The sequence below is a fragment of the Saprospiraceae bacterium genome, assembly GCA_016709995.1.
In the GTDB taxonomy this organism is placed as follows: Bacteria; Bacteroidota; Bacteroidia; order Chitinophagales; family Saprospiraceae; genus JADJLQ01.
In genome coordinates this window covers 1142561-1158003 of sequence record JADJLQ010000002.1, presented here as the reverse complement: position 1 = coordinate 1158003, position 15443 = coordinate 1142561, and the positions used below count along the sequence as shown (strand labels likewise).

The following is a 15443-nucleotide window of genomic DNA, read 5'->3' as shown; positions in this document are numbered from 1 at the left end:
GTTTTTTAAAATTTAAGCAGATCTGCGTAGTCAGATTAAGTAGTTCTTAGAATCCAGTTCATTAAATGTCGATGGTAATTTTGATGTCATAAAACCATCAATCATGAAAAAGATATTAAAATGGACTGGCATTATCTTAGGTTCTTTGCTTTTGATCCTGGCTATAAGCGCTTTTTATTTAAAAACAAAAGCTGAAAATTTAGCCAACAGGACTTTTGATCAAAAAGTGGAAGCAATCGTAATACCCACTGACAGCTTATCTCTGGTACGGGGAAAATTACTTTCTGTAGGGTGCAGAGAATGCCATGGCCATGATCTTGCCGGAAAAGATTTTTTCAATGATCCAATGATAGGATATATGTCTAGTCCTAACATCACCAGGGCCAAAGGAAGTGCCACCGAACATTATTCAGATATTGATTATGTGCGCACCTTCCGGCATTGTCTCAATCCTCAGGGCAAAGCACTAACGGTGATGCCTTCGGAGTCTATAGGCCTCTTAAGTGACGAAGACCTTGGCTGTCTTATAGCTTACTTGAAAACATTGGACCCGATTGAAAAAACCCAGGGGCCCACTAATTTCACTTTGATGGCTAAAATAATGTCCGGTGCTGGCCTTTTTGGTGATTTGTACCCATATGACATCATCGATCACAATGCCGTCCATCATTTAAAATCGCCACCTAAAAGTATTAAAGCAGAATACGGAGCCTATATGGCGGGATTTCATGGATGCAAAACTTGCCATGGTACACAATTGGCCGGAGGGATATCTCCTGACCCATCTTCACCTCCGGTGCCCAATATCACACCAGGAGGAAATGTTGCCAAATGGACGGTCAATCAATTCAGAGAATCCATGCGCACCGGTAAGACGCCGGAGAACAAAACACTCGACGCAAAATTTATGCCCTGGCCCGGAATTGGAGTGCATGATGATGAAGAGTTGGAAGCTTTGTACAATTATTTAAAATCTTTGCCAGCTACACCAACCGATGCGAAGTTGCAAAAGAAACTAGATGAAATGAACGCTGCCATTACCAAGTAAATAGCACTAATGAAATTGTCCAGGCAATTTATCCGACAAACCAACTGATTCTTATCTCTCAGGAAATGCAAAAGAATAAAAAATTATGAAAACTATAAACAACAAAATTATGCGAGTGCTCGAAGTTTTAGCAAAGACTATATTAATCGTGTTAACTCTTGGCATCTACTGGGCATACTCAAAATAAGTCAAACCAAAGTGCATCGAAAAAATTAAATAATTCCACAAATCGAAAATACATTTTAAATCCTTTCACATGAACTTAGCACTAATAATATTCACCTATTTCTCAGGGATAGGCTTCATCTTCAGCATAGTCTGGAGTTTTAAAATCGAAACTGCGTACAAAATGTTGAGCCAAGCCGCTGGAATCAATTTAGGGCAAATAGCAGAATCTTCGCCTGAACCCTCAAAAGCCATGAAATTTCTGCTAATGGATTTTACAAGCCAAATGTTAGGCATGAATTTGTTTGCATTGTTGATCATCTGGATCCCCTTTCGCAATGGAGAATTGTGGGCCTGGATGGTACTTTGGTTTTACCCTATCATGTTTGCATGGCATTATTTACACTATGCCAAAGGCACTAAATTTTCCTTAGTTCAGCTTGTCTACTGTGCGCTGAGCAGCTTGACTTTGATACTCAGTTTTAAGCATTTTCACTAATCATAAAATTTCTTATACAATATTTAATTAAAAAAAACAGGCATGAAAAAACTTACGTGGTGGATGCGGCTCGTCGGCTCCTTTTACACTTTACTCACTTTAATGAATCTATATGGGTTATTTATTAATCCTGATTTCTTCGCACAAAATTTACCCCCTAAATACCAGGGGAATTATCTGGCAGCTCAATCATTCTCCGATGCCTGGATGGTCTTTGTATTCGAGTTGGGCGTGATTGGGGTGATGCTTTTGTTGGCATCTGGTCAAGGGGTTAAAGCCAGGTGGCTGGTGCTTGTGGTGATTTGGGCAGAGGTATTCAGAGGAGTAGTTTGTGATTCGATTTGGATCTTGAGAGGATATGATTACCTCAGTTATCTTGTATTCATTCTCATTCACTTACTGATCATCGTCACCGGATTTATGTTTTTAAAATCAGCCAAATCAGTATTTCCCACAAATAAATAAAATCAACCTATGAATTTTAACTTGCCACACACTATCGAAAACGGATTGGGGGAAAAAATTGTCTTCCAGGAAATTACCCCGGAGCACGGCGTTGAAAAACTAATTGTAAAAGGATATTGCGCACCGGGAGGAGGTCCTGCCATGCACGTTCATTATCTTCAGGATGAGGGTTTCACCGTGGTCAAAGGAAACTTAAGCTATGAGATTCAAGGAAAAAAACCAGTGCAGGTTTCTGTAGGGCAATCGGTAGTTTTCCCCAGAGGGGTACCTCACCGTTTCTGGAACGATGGCAAAGAGGAATTGGAAATCCAGGGTTGGTTACAACCTGCCAATAACGTAGTATTTTTTCTTTCGACTTTATATGCTGCTCAGAAAAAAGCGGGTTCAGACCGCCCTGAACTCTTTGATGCGGCTTTCCTTTCAACTCAATACAAATCTGAATTTGAAGCAACATCGATTCCTTTATTTGTAAGAAAAGTGATCATGCCTTTAACTTATATAATTGGAAAACTTAGCGGGAAGTACAAAAAATTCAAAAATGCTCCGGCACCATTTAAAAAATAAATTAAACTGAAATACACCCTATCAAATTTAGTATCATGAAAACTTCAACCAAACGAATCGTTAAATGGTTTATATTTGCCGTTTCTTCCCTTGTGGTCATCGCACTGGCTATTGGCGGATATATTTATTCCCTCATTCCTAAACCCCTTGGTCCCATTCCTGAATTGCAGGAAGAGTTGTTTCGTCCGACCCTTTCGTCTCATGGTGGCAAATTCGCATATCAAAATGCTACGGACCTGGCAGCTGACATTCGAAATAAAAAAGTCAGCTCAGTAGAAGTGGTACAGGATGTGATTGGCTACATTAAACAAAACAATTATAAATACAATGCGCTGGTCTGGCTGTTTGAAGAAAAGGCTTTGGCAGAAGCAAAAAAAGCAGACTCCCTGCTTGCACTGGGCATTGTGATGGGTCCCTTACACGGAGTACCAATGACCGTCAAAGAACAATTTTTTGTTGAAAATGCTTATTGTACCTTGAACGCAAAGATGGTAGGAGGATTCAAACCTGAAAAAGATCAAGCACTTATAACCCAATTGCGCAAGGCAGGTGCTATCATTATCGGCACTACCAATGTTCCATATATGCTCATGGACTATCAAACTTACGGGGAGATCTATCCTCCAGCCAGCAATCCTTATGACACTACACGTACTCCTGGCGGCAGCACTGGAGGAGGCGCCGCTGCATTGGCTGCTGGTTTCGTTCCATTAGAACTGGGAGGAGATATGGGCGGCAGTGTCAGGGCACCCGCCGCTTACTGTGGACTGTATGGTTTGAAGACTACGGAAAAAGCGCTGGACTTATGGGATGCGGACTTTCCTGGCTATGATTTTGATAAAAAATATTCTTCTTTGGCAGTTGCTGGTCCTTTGGCTCGCACCCCTGAAGATATTGAATTGATATGGAAAGTACTGAAAGAAACTCCCAACCAATTCTCAACACATATCTCATACCTTTATGATTCTTCGAAAACCCTAGACCAATACAAAATAGCTTACACAGATCACTTAAAAATCGGTGGCAAATTGTTTCCGTCGAATCGGGATATACGGCAAAATATCGAAACCTTGATTTCTCGGCTCGAAGGTTTAGGAACCCAAACTACTGATACTATCCCTGCTACTTTTGATGATCAATTTGTACTATTTATGGCATTGATGGGATGTATGAATACTAGCGGTCAGCCCTGGCTCATGCGGCAATTGATTATGCAAGGATTCAAAGAGTTCGATGATGGTTCGATCGATTTGTCCCGTTCTTTTGATCTCGCTACCAGCCTGGATCAAGGTAAATGGCAGGATATGGAAGCTTTAAGAAAAAAAACGATTCAAACCTGGGATTCATTTTTTGATAGTTATGATTTTTTGATCACGCCGGTCATGCCCACAGAGGCTATCAAAAAATGTCCGCGTGGTACTCCCATTCCTTTAGACGGATCCACCGTGGGTTACTGGCAGGCAGGTTCATTTTCACTCATGGTCAACGCTACCGGTCATCCTGCGATAACCATTCCCTTAGGATTAAATAAACAAGGATTGCCTATAAGCGTACAGATAGTTGGAAAATATTATTCTGAGCCACAATTGATCCGACTAGCAAAACAATTGGAAGAGATTACACCTGGATTTATCCGTCCAGCCAATTCAATGCTCTAAACGTGTCCTAGCTCAAATTTATCATTGTCAACAGCCTTAGGTTAAAAGGCATGATGATACATTCGCTAGGACCTTAGCCAAACGGGACTCATTCACAAGTGACCGCATCTAAAGTGGCCTTTAATATCAATTTGACATTTCCACTGAACAGCTGACCGGTAGGAATCAGTCCAGTCATCTCCATGGTAAAATGTTGATCTTGGTTAGAAACCAGATTTTTAATCAGTGCAGCCTTTACCTTTTCAACTCCTGCTAAAACCAAATAGGTATTTGCAACGATCACTGCCGCTCTGTTGACAATAATTCTGGAAGTATCCAACTTTGCGAGGCTGGATCCATCGCTTCCCCAACCACCTGCCAGTTTTATGTGCACATTGTGTATCGATGTCGCTGTATTAACACTATTAACAGCGAAATCCAGTTGCAAAGTTTCTATTTGAAGGTTCCCTATTCTTGCGTCCTTAGCATCGATGTTTTCAGTAATCGCATTGATCAAATCATGCGAGTAAAAATCAAAGGCTTTAGCAAATGACCCACTTTGCTCAAATGTCTTATTATCATCAAGGTCAACATTTATATGTCTGTGTATGGTGATATAATTGCAGCTAACTGCTAAAATTATAATGCAGATAAAATATATAGAAACAATTCTTTTTTCAATGGACAATCCCCTGCTCAGGTTATATTATAGTAAATTATGATTAATTGTCATTGAAGAATCATGCAGCGTTTATACTGCATCTTATTATTCGTTTTCAAACAAATCGTATGTACTCCGCTGACCATACTGGTGGAATGGTATTCAATTTTATATGTCCCCTTTTGCATGATTTGATCCACAATGTTATCTACTGTTCTCCCTTGCGAATCGATCATACTGAGCCTCACTTCGCTGGTTGCTTCCAGATCGAATTGAATAAAGGCCGTGCGAAAAAATGGGTTAGGGTAAATCGTCAGATCCGAGATGACACCGGGCTTATTTTGTTTGATCGGCTCAGGTGCGCTGTATTTTTCTATGGCTAAATTTTTATTGGATTTTTCTTCCATCCGATACCAAAAGCCGACACAAGTGATATTATTTAAGGTTACATATTTGGCAACGGCCGGTTGTCCAATCGTGAGGTTTAGGATGTAACTTCCATCTGTTGTCACCTGTCCTCCATTACTAATGACTGATTTACTTAGCATTGTCTGTGCATGCAGACACAGATATGCGCCATTCATCCAGACAAATAAAATACCAATTCGAAAGCATCTTTTCATTCAGTTGATTTTATTACTTCATTATTGTTGACGGGTAATTTTTTGCTGGATCACCTGGTCGGCCTGGAGGTTTGTGTTACTTCTTGGCTCCATCGTAGTCGGACCATCAGAATCAGGTATAAATGGTTTAGGTTCATCGGATTTATTTCTCACTACTTCAAATCCTTCATATCCTTTTCGTACACATTTGACTTCCCAATCAAATTCATAAGTTCCGGTCCCATCCAATAATTCCTCAACTTCAAATCCGGTATTGCTCTTTTTCACAACTGCAATACCTTTGGATTTACTGCTTAATGGGCTTACAATGACCGTCATAGTGCCGGCATTTGCCACCTGGATATAATGATCCGGAAAATCTATTCTGGCACTGCCATTAATCATTTTTCCCGTCCCTCGGATATATGCCGCCAATTCAGGCCCTTCGAGACTGCCATACCATATTTGTTTGTCCGGCTTACCGGGATAATCCATTTTAAAATTTTTGACATCGGCAAATAATATACCTTGATTATTGGCATTCGTATACATGCCCGCTTTGACTGGACTGCCTACGAGATTGGAATTGCAAACACCAATATATCCCAGGTTGGGTGCAGTAGCAGAAGACATAAAAGAATGCTCTACTCCATTGGGACCTTTGGCGAGGATAGTTCCACTTTTTACTTCAGCTCTGGCATGTTGCATTTTGTCCACCAGTATGAGGTTGACTCCACTTCCTGTACTGTAGACTGACAAATAAGACCCATCCGCATCCGTCACTTCCATGTTGCCTCCACCACTTAAGGTCACCCGTTGATTGCCACCATTATCCCTGACAGCAACTGTTCCTCCAAGGTCCCCACTATTCATATAAGCTCTTTCGCTACCTGATGCATTGCTGGCACGTATATAACCCTGGCCTGATGTGGATGCCAGCAAACCGGCTATGACAGATCCATTTGCATTATAAGTCGCTACAGTACCATGATTGCTAGTGGTCACCGATAGCTCAACTACTTCTTTGCCAGTAGCATTTCCAACGCTGATATATCCTGTGCCTCCGGCCGAAGTAGCCAATCGGGCGCGATCAGTGCCACCACTACTGTTGGCTACCCCGATATAACCGCCACTTGCATTATTGACAGATAAGAAGGATACTGAATTGCCTGCAGCATTGTCCACACTCACGTATCCATCACCTGTAGTGAGTGAACTCATGCGAGCGACCTCTTTACCTGTGCTGTGGTTAGCAAATAAGTAACCACCCCCGGAAGAATTATTCATATTTATGCCTCCCAAATTAGTTGAGGCACTATTATTAATCCCTATAAATCCGTTGCCGGCTGTAGTGCCAGTCATTCTGGCCACCTCTTTGCCTGTGGAGTTATTGGCAAATACATATCCTGCTCCTGATGATGAATTATTAGTGAGTCCCGCCAGATTAAATCCTGCCGAATTATCGATGTTTACAATACCGGTACCAGCGGCTGATGTCATTCTTGCTAATTCTTTACCGTTCGCATCTTTGGTATATAAATAGCCAACACCCGTATTGGCATTAGTAGTCATACCTGCCAGGTTGACACCACTGCCATTGTCAATGGTGACCAGTCCTTCTCCTTTGGTAGTAGATGTCATTCGAGCGATCTCATTGCCTGCCGTGCCATGGACCGCGACTTTGCCATGATTGGCTCCGTCCAACGATAGCGAAGTAGCCACTTTGCCCGACTCATTAAAAGTAGTCACATTGCCACCGCCATTAGTATTTGTGGTAATCCATACTGCATCTTTGCCATTTTGATCCTTATTACCCATAAATCCTCCGCCTAATGAATTATGTGTCATTGTGGATATCAATGACCCAACCGCATTGTTTATCAACAGGGCACCAAATGCATTGTCCTGGGTCAAATTGATGATATCATTGCCCAGATTATTTCTGATACCTATTCCACCGCCCTTACCATTATTGGCCGTTATGCGCACTACTTCTTTTTTGTCAACATTATCTACTCCTATAAAGCCTGAACCATCTGTATTGGCAGTCATGCGAACCACTTTAGTCCCATCAGCTGCACCTACCTCTATTTTGCCCCGGCCATCATCAAAATGGGCTATAGCACCTGTATTATTTCCACTTGCATTATTGACGAGTATACTTCCATGATTTAAATTCTGGGTAATGGTCACAATATCTTTGTTTAAGGCATTTTTTACGCCGATGCCACCGCCTTTGCCAGTATTAGCTGTAATGCGTACCACTTCATTTTTGTCGCTATTGTCTACGCCTAAATATCCAGAGCCGTCAGTATTGGCTGTCATACGAGCCACTTTGGTACCATTGGAAAAACCAACTTCTATTTTTCCGCGACCATCATCAAAGTGGCCTACTTGTGATGTAATGTTGCCCCCATTATTGTAGACATTTATCTCTCCGCCTGCGGAAGATGAGTTCATCTGGGTTTGATTTTTTTCATCTTTGTAAGTCGCTATCATACCGGATCCATCAGCATTTGATGTTAAGTCAGAAGCGCGTTGGTTTTTATTATTATACATGGTGATAAAACCATCCAAATTAGCAGAACCTCCTATTTCAACCCGGCTCTTAATGATATCTTTTGGATTGGCTATCCGGATGATTCCTTCGCCATTTTGCTGGACCTTCGATTCGTGAGTCATGAGATTATTTGCATTAAATATTGCTGTTCTCCCTCCGAATATCGTATTGCCCATCAAAGCCCTGTGATTTGTACCGGGTTTTCCATCCGTGACTGCTATACTTCCTCCATCCTGGAATGCAGTAAAATAACCTCCAGTATTACCTAAGTGGTTTTTTAACTCAATACTGCCATCACCAAACTCATTGTGGCCAAGGAAAGAAGTTTTAAGTCCTTTGGAGTTAAAAAGATTTAAATACCCATTGCCTAATACATCCCCGCCGAGGCGGGCTCTGTCAAGTGTATCGACGGCCTTTGAACTTATGCGAATGAGTCCTTCCTGAGTGATCGCGTCAGCTTGAAGGTTTAATATTCCTTTGGTGTCTTTATTAAAAATTGTTAGAAAACCTGATTCACTCGCAGCACTCCCGAGTTCTATTCTGCTTTTGGTCTTGTCAGATTTACTTCTGATTTGCAATAAACCTTCTGAATTAAAATTAGTCGTGAGAAAAAAAGTCTTGACGCCTTTGGCATTGTATAATTCGAGCTCCCCACCACCAACTCCTCCATTGAGTACAGCTCTAAGGTTTAGTCCATTGGTTTTAGTGCCATCAGTGACATACATAAAGCCGCCCAACGTTGACCCCTCTATCCCAGCCGATTCGAAACCTAATTTATTTTTAAGCAATAGGCTTCCATCGCCTAAAAATGATCTCAGATTGACAATATCAATATTTTGTGGATTAAATAATTTAAAATCTCCACTACCTTCCAATTCTGTTAACCGCGCAGACAATTTATTCTGTTGTGAGAATAAATTAAACAAACCACCGGCGTTGTCATTTGCAGTCAATTGAATGGTAGGGGTTTTTAATACAGAATTTAAGGTCAGTTCTCCATCGCTAAATGCATTGGATTTAATCAATGCCACTGAGTTACCCAATCGATTATTTAGATTGATTCTTCCACTTCCGTTCATGGTATTAATCCGAACTTTTTCTTCACCCAGCTCATTATTTATCCTCAAATCACCGTTTCCATCTAGTTCCGTCGCCTGGGCAGCGATCAAACCTTGCTGGTTAAATATGTTGATGAGTCCCCCAGCATTATTATTGGCAGTCAAGAGGACAGTTGGATTGGTCAGGACGGAGTGAAGTCTAAATTCTCCGTCACTAAATTGATTGCTGGTCAGCTCTGCAGTAAGATTTCCCAACCGATTGTTCATTCGCATAGATCCTTGCCGCTGAGCTGTAGTAGTAATCCTAAAAATTTCTACCGGGTCCTGATTGGAGATGCTAAAAAATCCACCCCCATTGGTATTTACTGACAAATCACCCACGGCAGTGTTAGCTCCGGATCTGACGAATAAACCACCATCACCTACATTATTGGTACTCAGATTTACAGCTGTATTGCCTGCTCTATTCCTTACACTGATAATCCCCCCGCGGTTTTCAGCTGTGGATAATCTCACCGCTTCTGTAGATTCATCATTGAAGAGGGATAAGAAACCACCTCCTCCGATATTGGTTTTCAGGTCAAGTACCAGTACATTATCCACTGAACTCAGCATTAACCTGCCGTTACCTGCTGAAGTCGTGGTGAGTGCACTTACGGCATTGCTTCTTTGATTAAATACATTGATAATTCCTCCAGCATTTTCATTAGTTCTTAATTGAACGGTTGGGCTTCCTGCTCCGGATTTAAGATTCAACTCTGCATCACTTGATTCATTTGCTTTTAAATCTACGATCTGTCTACCCAACCTGTTGTTCAAAAACAATAATGGCTGGCCATCGTTAAAATTAGTAACCCCAAACATTTGGGTACCCTGGGCATTGGAAGTGGTGATGCTCCCACCCTGGTTTGCACTATTGGTGGTTATACCTGTTACCACAGCTGAGTTTTGATTGAGGATGTGGAGAGACCCACCCGGCCCAAGCTGAATATTTGGCTTCAATCCAATGGCTGAAACCGGACCAGTCGGGTTCTGGATATTGATGCCATTGCCATCTGTGAGCTGAAGGATGCTCCCTGTCCCGCCACCACCTTCACCAGTGGAAGAAATGGTAATTGATTTGTTTACATTATCGGTCGTAATAGAAACATTGGCTCCGGCTACAAGATTTACATTGCCACCATCATTGGTAATTCCGTTAATACTTGAAATCAATGGAGTTACTATTTTATCCAGGGTCACTGCATTGTTTTGAAGCTTGCCAGTCGATATGGAGTTGTCTTCTATATTTTTAGCCATCAAGCTATAAGGCACAGCTGTGAGCTCGATCCTGGGAGACATTTCCGGATTCTGCCCCAGTTTAATGCCCAGAAAATAAGTCTGATCAAATGGCAGAGTAAGGGGACTTATTTTTCCTAACTGGGTGCTAAAGACACCTGCAGCTACATTGACATTGCTCTGGGTCTCCAACCACAGAATGACATCACTTTGGGCAGAATTATACAATCTGAAAGATATTGAATATACTCCATTAGTCACAGGCACTCCGGCCACATTGGTCAACACACCCTGAATATTGATGGTGGTCGGTACTTGCACCTGAGTCCTCGCCGACAAAATCACTGTTAACAACAAAATAAGACTCAAAACCGATCTTAATACAAAATTGGCAGATTTCATATAGTAGTAATTTTTTAGAATATTGCTGCACAAAGCAAATCAAGCCTTGGCTTTTCTACAATCCCCTCCTGAGGGTATTTTTAATAAAAACTACTGAAATAGTTTGAACACCGTCAGAAAATGTATTTAATTTGAATTTCAAATCGTACTTCATGATAAAGTCATCGACAGTTATAAAGCTGTTCATTTATTATCTTTTCTTTGTATGGCCTTTGTGCTCAGAAGCAAAAGACCAAACAGCCTGGGCTAATCAGCAGTTGGCCAATTCAATTCAGATCTACGAGGATAAATCAGGCCAGAAATCAATTGATGACATTCGTCTATTGCCTGAATTCGAATTTAAAAAAGGTAGTGTTTATCAGAATTTTGGATTTACAACATCAGCCTGGTGGGTAAAATTCCAACTTACCAATCCACTGGATACCTTACAAAAATTATTACTTAATCTTGCCAATGGACATATTCATGATATTCAATTTTATTCAATCAGCCCTGATGATTCTTCCCATTATAGTACAGGCAATCATTTTCCATTTTCTTCAAGGCCGATAAAATACACTGAATATTTATTCCCAATAGAATTAAAAGCTGGAGCAGGAGCACAATATTATTTAAGATTGGAAAAAAAAGGAGCTGAATTAAATGCACCATTAATAATATTGCCCGGAAATTATAATTACGGTGAAAACTTCAATCGGTGGAATTTACTTTTTGGCTCCACATTTTTATACATACTGATACTATTTATTACCTTTTGTGTCATACGCACTAGGGTCATCCTGTATTATTTCCTGTATGCCACTTGTTTATGTCTTTATATGGCTTCGGCTAAAGGGATTACCTTTTCAGCAATTTGGCCTGATCAAACCTGGATACAAACCAATATATTAGAACTGAGTAAACACCTCGCAAATATTTTTTACATTCTTTTTGTTTTAAAATTTATTGGCTCGAATAAAAAATACCCGGCCATCAATTATTTCCTTCAAGCCTGCATCATACTTTGCGGGCTAAATATAATTTGCAGGTTGACTTATGCTTCCTCAAATTGGATATCTGACATTTTGATGATGCGATTCGTGCAATTCACTGCATTGCTGCTTCCGGTAGCGGACGCAGCCCTCATATTTTTACTATTCGATGCATGGAAAACCAATAAAAAGGCTGAAGTGATGTGGTTATTGGTATTGACTACAGGATTGATCATACCTCTATTATTCCTCGTAAGTCTTCATTTTGGCTGGATACCAGCACAGCCCTTTTATCCCAATATGCTGGTTATTCTTTTTTTGCTTGAAATTGTATGTATTAGCATCATTATAATCTACCGGTATTACGAATTATACACCAAAGAAATATATCATCTAAGGGAAATCACCTTACTGAGAAGAAAAGCCGTAGAAAATATACTTCTTGGTCAGGAAGAGGAACGAATCAGGATAGCCAAAGATCTACACGATGGCATCAGTTTGTCGCTCGCAAGTGCGCGCATGAGATTATCATCACTTGAATACAAATTGGAAGAAGGGACTCAAAAAAAAGTCCTCGAAGATGTAGTCACCCAACTAGGCCAAACCTCCCAGGAAGTCAGAAATATATCTCATAATCTTGCACCCTTGTCACTACAGCACCAGGAGTTGACCAATGCCATACAAGAGCTAGTTTATCAAATCGAATTAAATGACTCGAATATGGATATAGAATTCAATTTTACACCTGAAATCAACAAATACCTGAGTTTAATTTTAAAACAAAACATATATCAGACTGTAAAGGAAATATTTAATAATATATTGAAGCATGCAAGTGCTTCGCAAATAATAGTCACATTAGACCAGCATCAAAATGAATTGAAACTAGAGGTCGCAGATAATGGAAATACTTATGATTATGCCAAGTCTATCCTGGATAGTAAAGGTGTTGGTTTGTCCAGCATTCAATCCAGAGCAACCTTGCTCCATGGGAATTTTGAAGCCAAACCAAGAGCGGGCGGTGGCATGCTGCACGTATTGTCAATACCCAATTCCGTGTAATGGATTTTCAATAAAATAACGAATAAGTTCAGAGTTGGAATGAATACCCAATTTTCTAAATATATTTTTGCGATGAGAGTGCACCGTATGCTTGCTGATAAATAAAGATTCAGCTATCAATTGCTCTGTCAGCCCTTTAATAATTAAGTTTATGATATCCATTTCTCTGGAAGACAGAGGTTCCCTGTCCGTGGTGATATGCGTGGAAGGCAGCAAGGTACTACCCAGGCAGGTAATGTTCTGTCTGCCTGACCATACCAATTTGAGTGCCTGACTCAACTCCAGCATAGTGATATCTTTTCTCAGGTAACCGGCCACGCCATATAAAAAAGCCTGCTGCACCAATGCCGGCGATTCATAGGCACTGAGAATGATCCATTTGACATGGTTAAATTTTTGAACCATACTACCGATCCGAACCAGTTTATTTTCTCTGTTGTAAAATACATCGACCAGCACAATATGAATATTTCTGTCGTTTGATAAAATCTGCTCCAGTTTATCCGGATGATTACATTCCCCTATCCAATTAAAATGCTCAACCTGCTCAAGCAAATTCTTTAATCCTTCCAAGATTAAAGCATGGTCATCTACGCAAAAGACATTTGGCACAGTTCTAATATAGGGAAAGTTTATGAAGCATAAAAAATTCAGATTATTTCTTATTCCTCATATGTTTATATCTTCATATATATATCTGGGCTAAACATTTAATGAAGCGAGTTGAGATAATTGAAGGTTGTAAGGTACAACTGATATAATTGCAAAAAAACCAGAAAGTATCGTACCAGGCTTGACTAGACTTAAACTGATGTATTCTTATCTGGTTTAAATTGCTTAAAGTTTTACACCTCCTTCAACAAAGCATATGTTGTAAAGCATATTTTCTAGAATACATAGATCATAGGTTTGCCTCTGTTATCGAACACAGATTTGATACCATCTATCTAAACCGATATAAACAAGACAATCTATGAAAAAAGCAATTTTGATTTCCGAAATCACAAAGGGGTGGCCCAGGCTATTATTGAAAGCAATGCCCCTACTTATTCTATTTGGTCTCTTATCAAGTTGTTCGCATGAACCACTGACAGAAGAGGCTCTGGACCTTCAATTAAAAGAACTCCTGGCACAGAATGCACCTACAGGGTCTTTTGAATATTATATACTACCTGAGAGCTTTGAGCTGCATCGTCTGCCCAATCAAGACCCAAAAAATCCCATCAACGAAGCCAAAGTTGAGCTTGGCCGTATGTTATTTTTTGAAACAGGGATAGGGATGGATGCGGTAAAAACCGAATCCATGGGCACCTATTCTTGTGGTTCATGCCATATAGCTTCCAAAGGATTTACTGCAGGCAGGTACCAGGGCATAGGTGATGGCGCTATCGGATTTGGAAATCATGGAGAAGGAAGAATTAAAAATCCATCTTATACAGACGAACAGGTAGATGCTCAAGGCGCAAGACCCTTACCAATGCTAAATTTGACTTATGTGACGAATGCACTCTGGGCCGGCTCATTTGGGTCCAGAGGCGTCAATATTGGAACAGAATCTGTATGGAAGCAAGATAGTTTGATAGCGATCAATGCTAATAATTTGGAAGGGTTGGAGGCCAATAATCACAGAGCGCTCATAGTCCACAGGCAAAACGTAACCAAAGAGATCTGCGATAGGTTGGGTTACACACCGATGTTCGATGCAGCTTTCCCTGAGGTAGCTGTCAAAGATCGATACAGCAGGCAGACAGCTGGCAATGCCATCGCAGCATATCAGCGCACCATCATCACCAACAAAGCACCTTTTCAAGACTGGCTTAAAGGTGAGAGCACTGCGCTGACCACTACACAACGAAATGGGGCCATCCTGTTTTTTGGCAAAGCCGGGTGTGTCAATTGTCATCGAAGTCCTTCGCTCAACAATATGGTTTTCCAAGCTGTAGGAGTGAAAGACATGTATCAAAACAGATCGACAACTTTTGGCACCAGTGTTGATGATAAAAGAAATCTGGGTAGAGGTGGTTTTACAAAATCAACAGAAGACAACTACAAATTTAAAGTGCCTCAGCTCTACAATGTAAAAGATTTTGGATTTTACTTCCATGGTGCAAGTAAAACCTCAGTTCACGATGTGGTGGAATATTTTAACAATGGCCAGGGAGAAAATCCAAATGTGCCAAATAGTAAATTATCCTCCTTTTTTCATCCACTCAGATTGAATGCCACAGAAGTAAATGAGCTTACTGATTTCTTAGAAAATGCACTTAGGGACCCCGACCTCGAAAGATATTTGCCTACCAATGTGATGTCTGGCAATTGCTTTCCTAACAATGATCCACTGTCCAAGGACGATATGGGATGCAGATGATCTATAATCTAAATAAAAAAATATTTCTGTAAGGTTATTAAGGGGTTTAGTGTATGGTCGGTCTAATACTCTGCAAAGAGATTAACCGACCATTTTTTTATAT

General features: G+C 40.6%; 11 protein-coding genes. 7 read left to right on the top strand and 4 right to left on the bottom strand.

The annotated features are described in order from the left end of the window. Positions 1-103 precede the first annotated feature (103 nt). The 5 genes from IPJ09_18920 (at position 104) to IPJ09_18900 (ending at position 4399) form a co-directional block, all read left to right on the top strand. A complete protein-coding gene (locus IPJ09_18920; protein ID MBK7373465.1) occupies positions 104-1048 on the top strand; it encodes a hypothetical protein in 945 nt (314 codons plus the stop codon). Between the two features lie 256 nt (positions 1049-1304). After that, complete coding sequence (locus IPJ09_18915; GenBank protein ID MBK7373464.1) at positions 1305-1712, top strand: hypothetical protein; 408 nt, start codon at positions 1305-1307, stop codon at positions 1710-1712. 42 nt (positions 1713-1754) lie between these two features. Further along, positions 1755-2177, top strand: a complete 423-nt coding sequence (bphX, locus tag IPJ09_18910; GenBank protein ID MBK7373463.1) for a BphX family protein — start codon at positions 1755-1757, stop codon at positions 2175-2177. Between the two features lie 9 nt (positions 2178-2186). Beyond that, entirely contained in the window at positions 2187-2741 is a 555-nt protein-coding gene (locus IPJ09_18905; protein MBK7373462.1) for a cupin domain-containing protein, read from the top strand. Between the two features lie 35 nt (positions 2742-2776). Then, complete coding sequence (locus tag IPJ09_18900) at positions 2777-4399, top strand: amidase (GenBank protein MBK7373461.1); 1623 nt, start codon at positions 2777-2779, stop codon at positions 4397-4399. An 88-nt stretch (positions 4400-4487) separates the two neighbouring features. On the opposite strand, the gene IPJ09_18895 is transcribed toward IPJ09_18900, so the two are convergent. The 3 genes from IPJ09_18895 to IPJ09_18885 all read right to left on the bottom strand — a co-directional run bounded on the left by IPJ09_18895 (position 4488) and on the right by IPJ09_18885 (position 10939). Further along, positions 4488-4895 carry a hypothetical protein gene (locus IPJ09_18895; protein ID MBK7373460.1) on the bottom strand — a complete coding sequence of 136 codons (408 nt, stop codon included), beginning with the start codon at positions 4893-4895 and terminating at the stop codon, positions 4488-4490. 212 nt (positions 4896-5107) lie between these two features. Beyond that, positions 5108-5662, bottom strand: a complete 555-nt coding sequence (locus IPJ09_18890) for a T9SS type A sorting domain-containing protein (protein MBK7373459.1) — start codon at positions 5660-5662, stop codon at positions 5108-5110. Positions 5663-5683: 21 nt separating this feature from the next. Next, entirely contained in the window at positions 5684-10939 is a 5256-nt protein-coding gene (locus IPJ09_18885) for a hypothetical protein (protein MBK7373458.1), read from the bottom strand. Between the two features lie 152 nt (positions 10940-11091). Between IPJ09_18885 and IPJ09_18880 the strand changes: the two genes are divergently transcribed. Then, positions 11092-12972, top strand: coding sequence for a hypothetical protein (locus IPJ09_18880; GenBank protein MBK7373457.1), 1881 nt, complete (start codon positions 11092-11094; stop codon positions 12970-12972). On the opposite strand, the gene IPJ09_18875 is transcribed toward IPJ09_18880, so the two are convergent. Further along, entirely contained in the window at positions 12952-13584 is a 633-nt protein-coding gene (locus tag IPJ09_18875) for a response regulator transcription factor (GenBank protein ID MBK7373456.1), read from the bottom strand. The genes IPJ09_18880 and IPJ09_18875 overlap by 21 nt on opposite strands. A gap of 361 nt (positions 13585-13945) precedes the next feature. On the opposite strand from IPJ09_18875, the gene IPJ09_18870 reads away from it, so the two are divergent. Next, complete coding sequence (locus tag IPJ09_18870) at positions 13946-15340, top strand: hypothetical protein (GenBank protein ID MBK7373455.1); 1395 nt, start codon at positions 13946-13948, stop codon at positions 15338-15340. Positions 15341-15443: the final 103 nt, after the last annotated feature.

Excerpts from the sequence above, each read along its gene's own strand:
- IPJ09_18920 (MBK7373465.1), top strand. The coding sequence starts at position 104 with ATGAAAAAGATATTAAAATGGACTGGCATTATCTTAGGTTCTTTGCTT.
- IPJ09_18915 (MBK7373464.1), top strand. The coding sequence starts at position 1,305 with ATGAACTTAGCACTAATAATATTCACCTATTTCTCAGGGATAGGCTTC.
- bphX (MBK7373463.1), top strand. The coding sequence starts at position 1,755 with ATGAAAAAACTTACGTGGTGGATGCGGCTCGTCGGCTCCTTTTACACT.
- IPJ09_18905 (MBK7373462.1), top strand. The coding sequence starts at position 2,187 with ATGAATTTTAACTTGCCACACACTATCGAAAACGGATTGGGGGAAAAA.
- IPJ09_18900 (MBK7373461.1), top strand. The coding sequence starts at position 2,777 with ATGAAAACTTCAACCAAACGAATCGTTAAATGGTTTATATTTGCCGTT.
- IPJ09_18890 (MBK7373459.1), bottom strand. The coding sequence starts at position 5,662 with ATGAAAAGATGCTTTCGAATTGGTATTTTATTTGTCTGGATGAATGGC.
- IPJ09_18885 (MBK7373458.1), bottom strand. The coding sequence starts at position 10,939 with ATGAAATCTGCCAATTTTGTATTAAGATCGGTTTTGAGTCTTATTTTG.
- IPJ09_18880 (MBK7373457.1), top strand. The coding sequence starts at position 11,092 with ATGATAAAGTCATCGACAGTTATAAAGCTGTTCATTTATTATCTTTTC.
- IPJ09_18870 (MBK7373455.1), top strand. The coding sequence starts at position 13,946 with ATGAAAAAAGCAATTTTGATTTCCGAAATCACAAAGGGGTGGCCCAGG.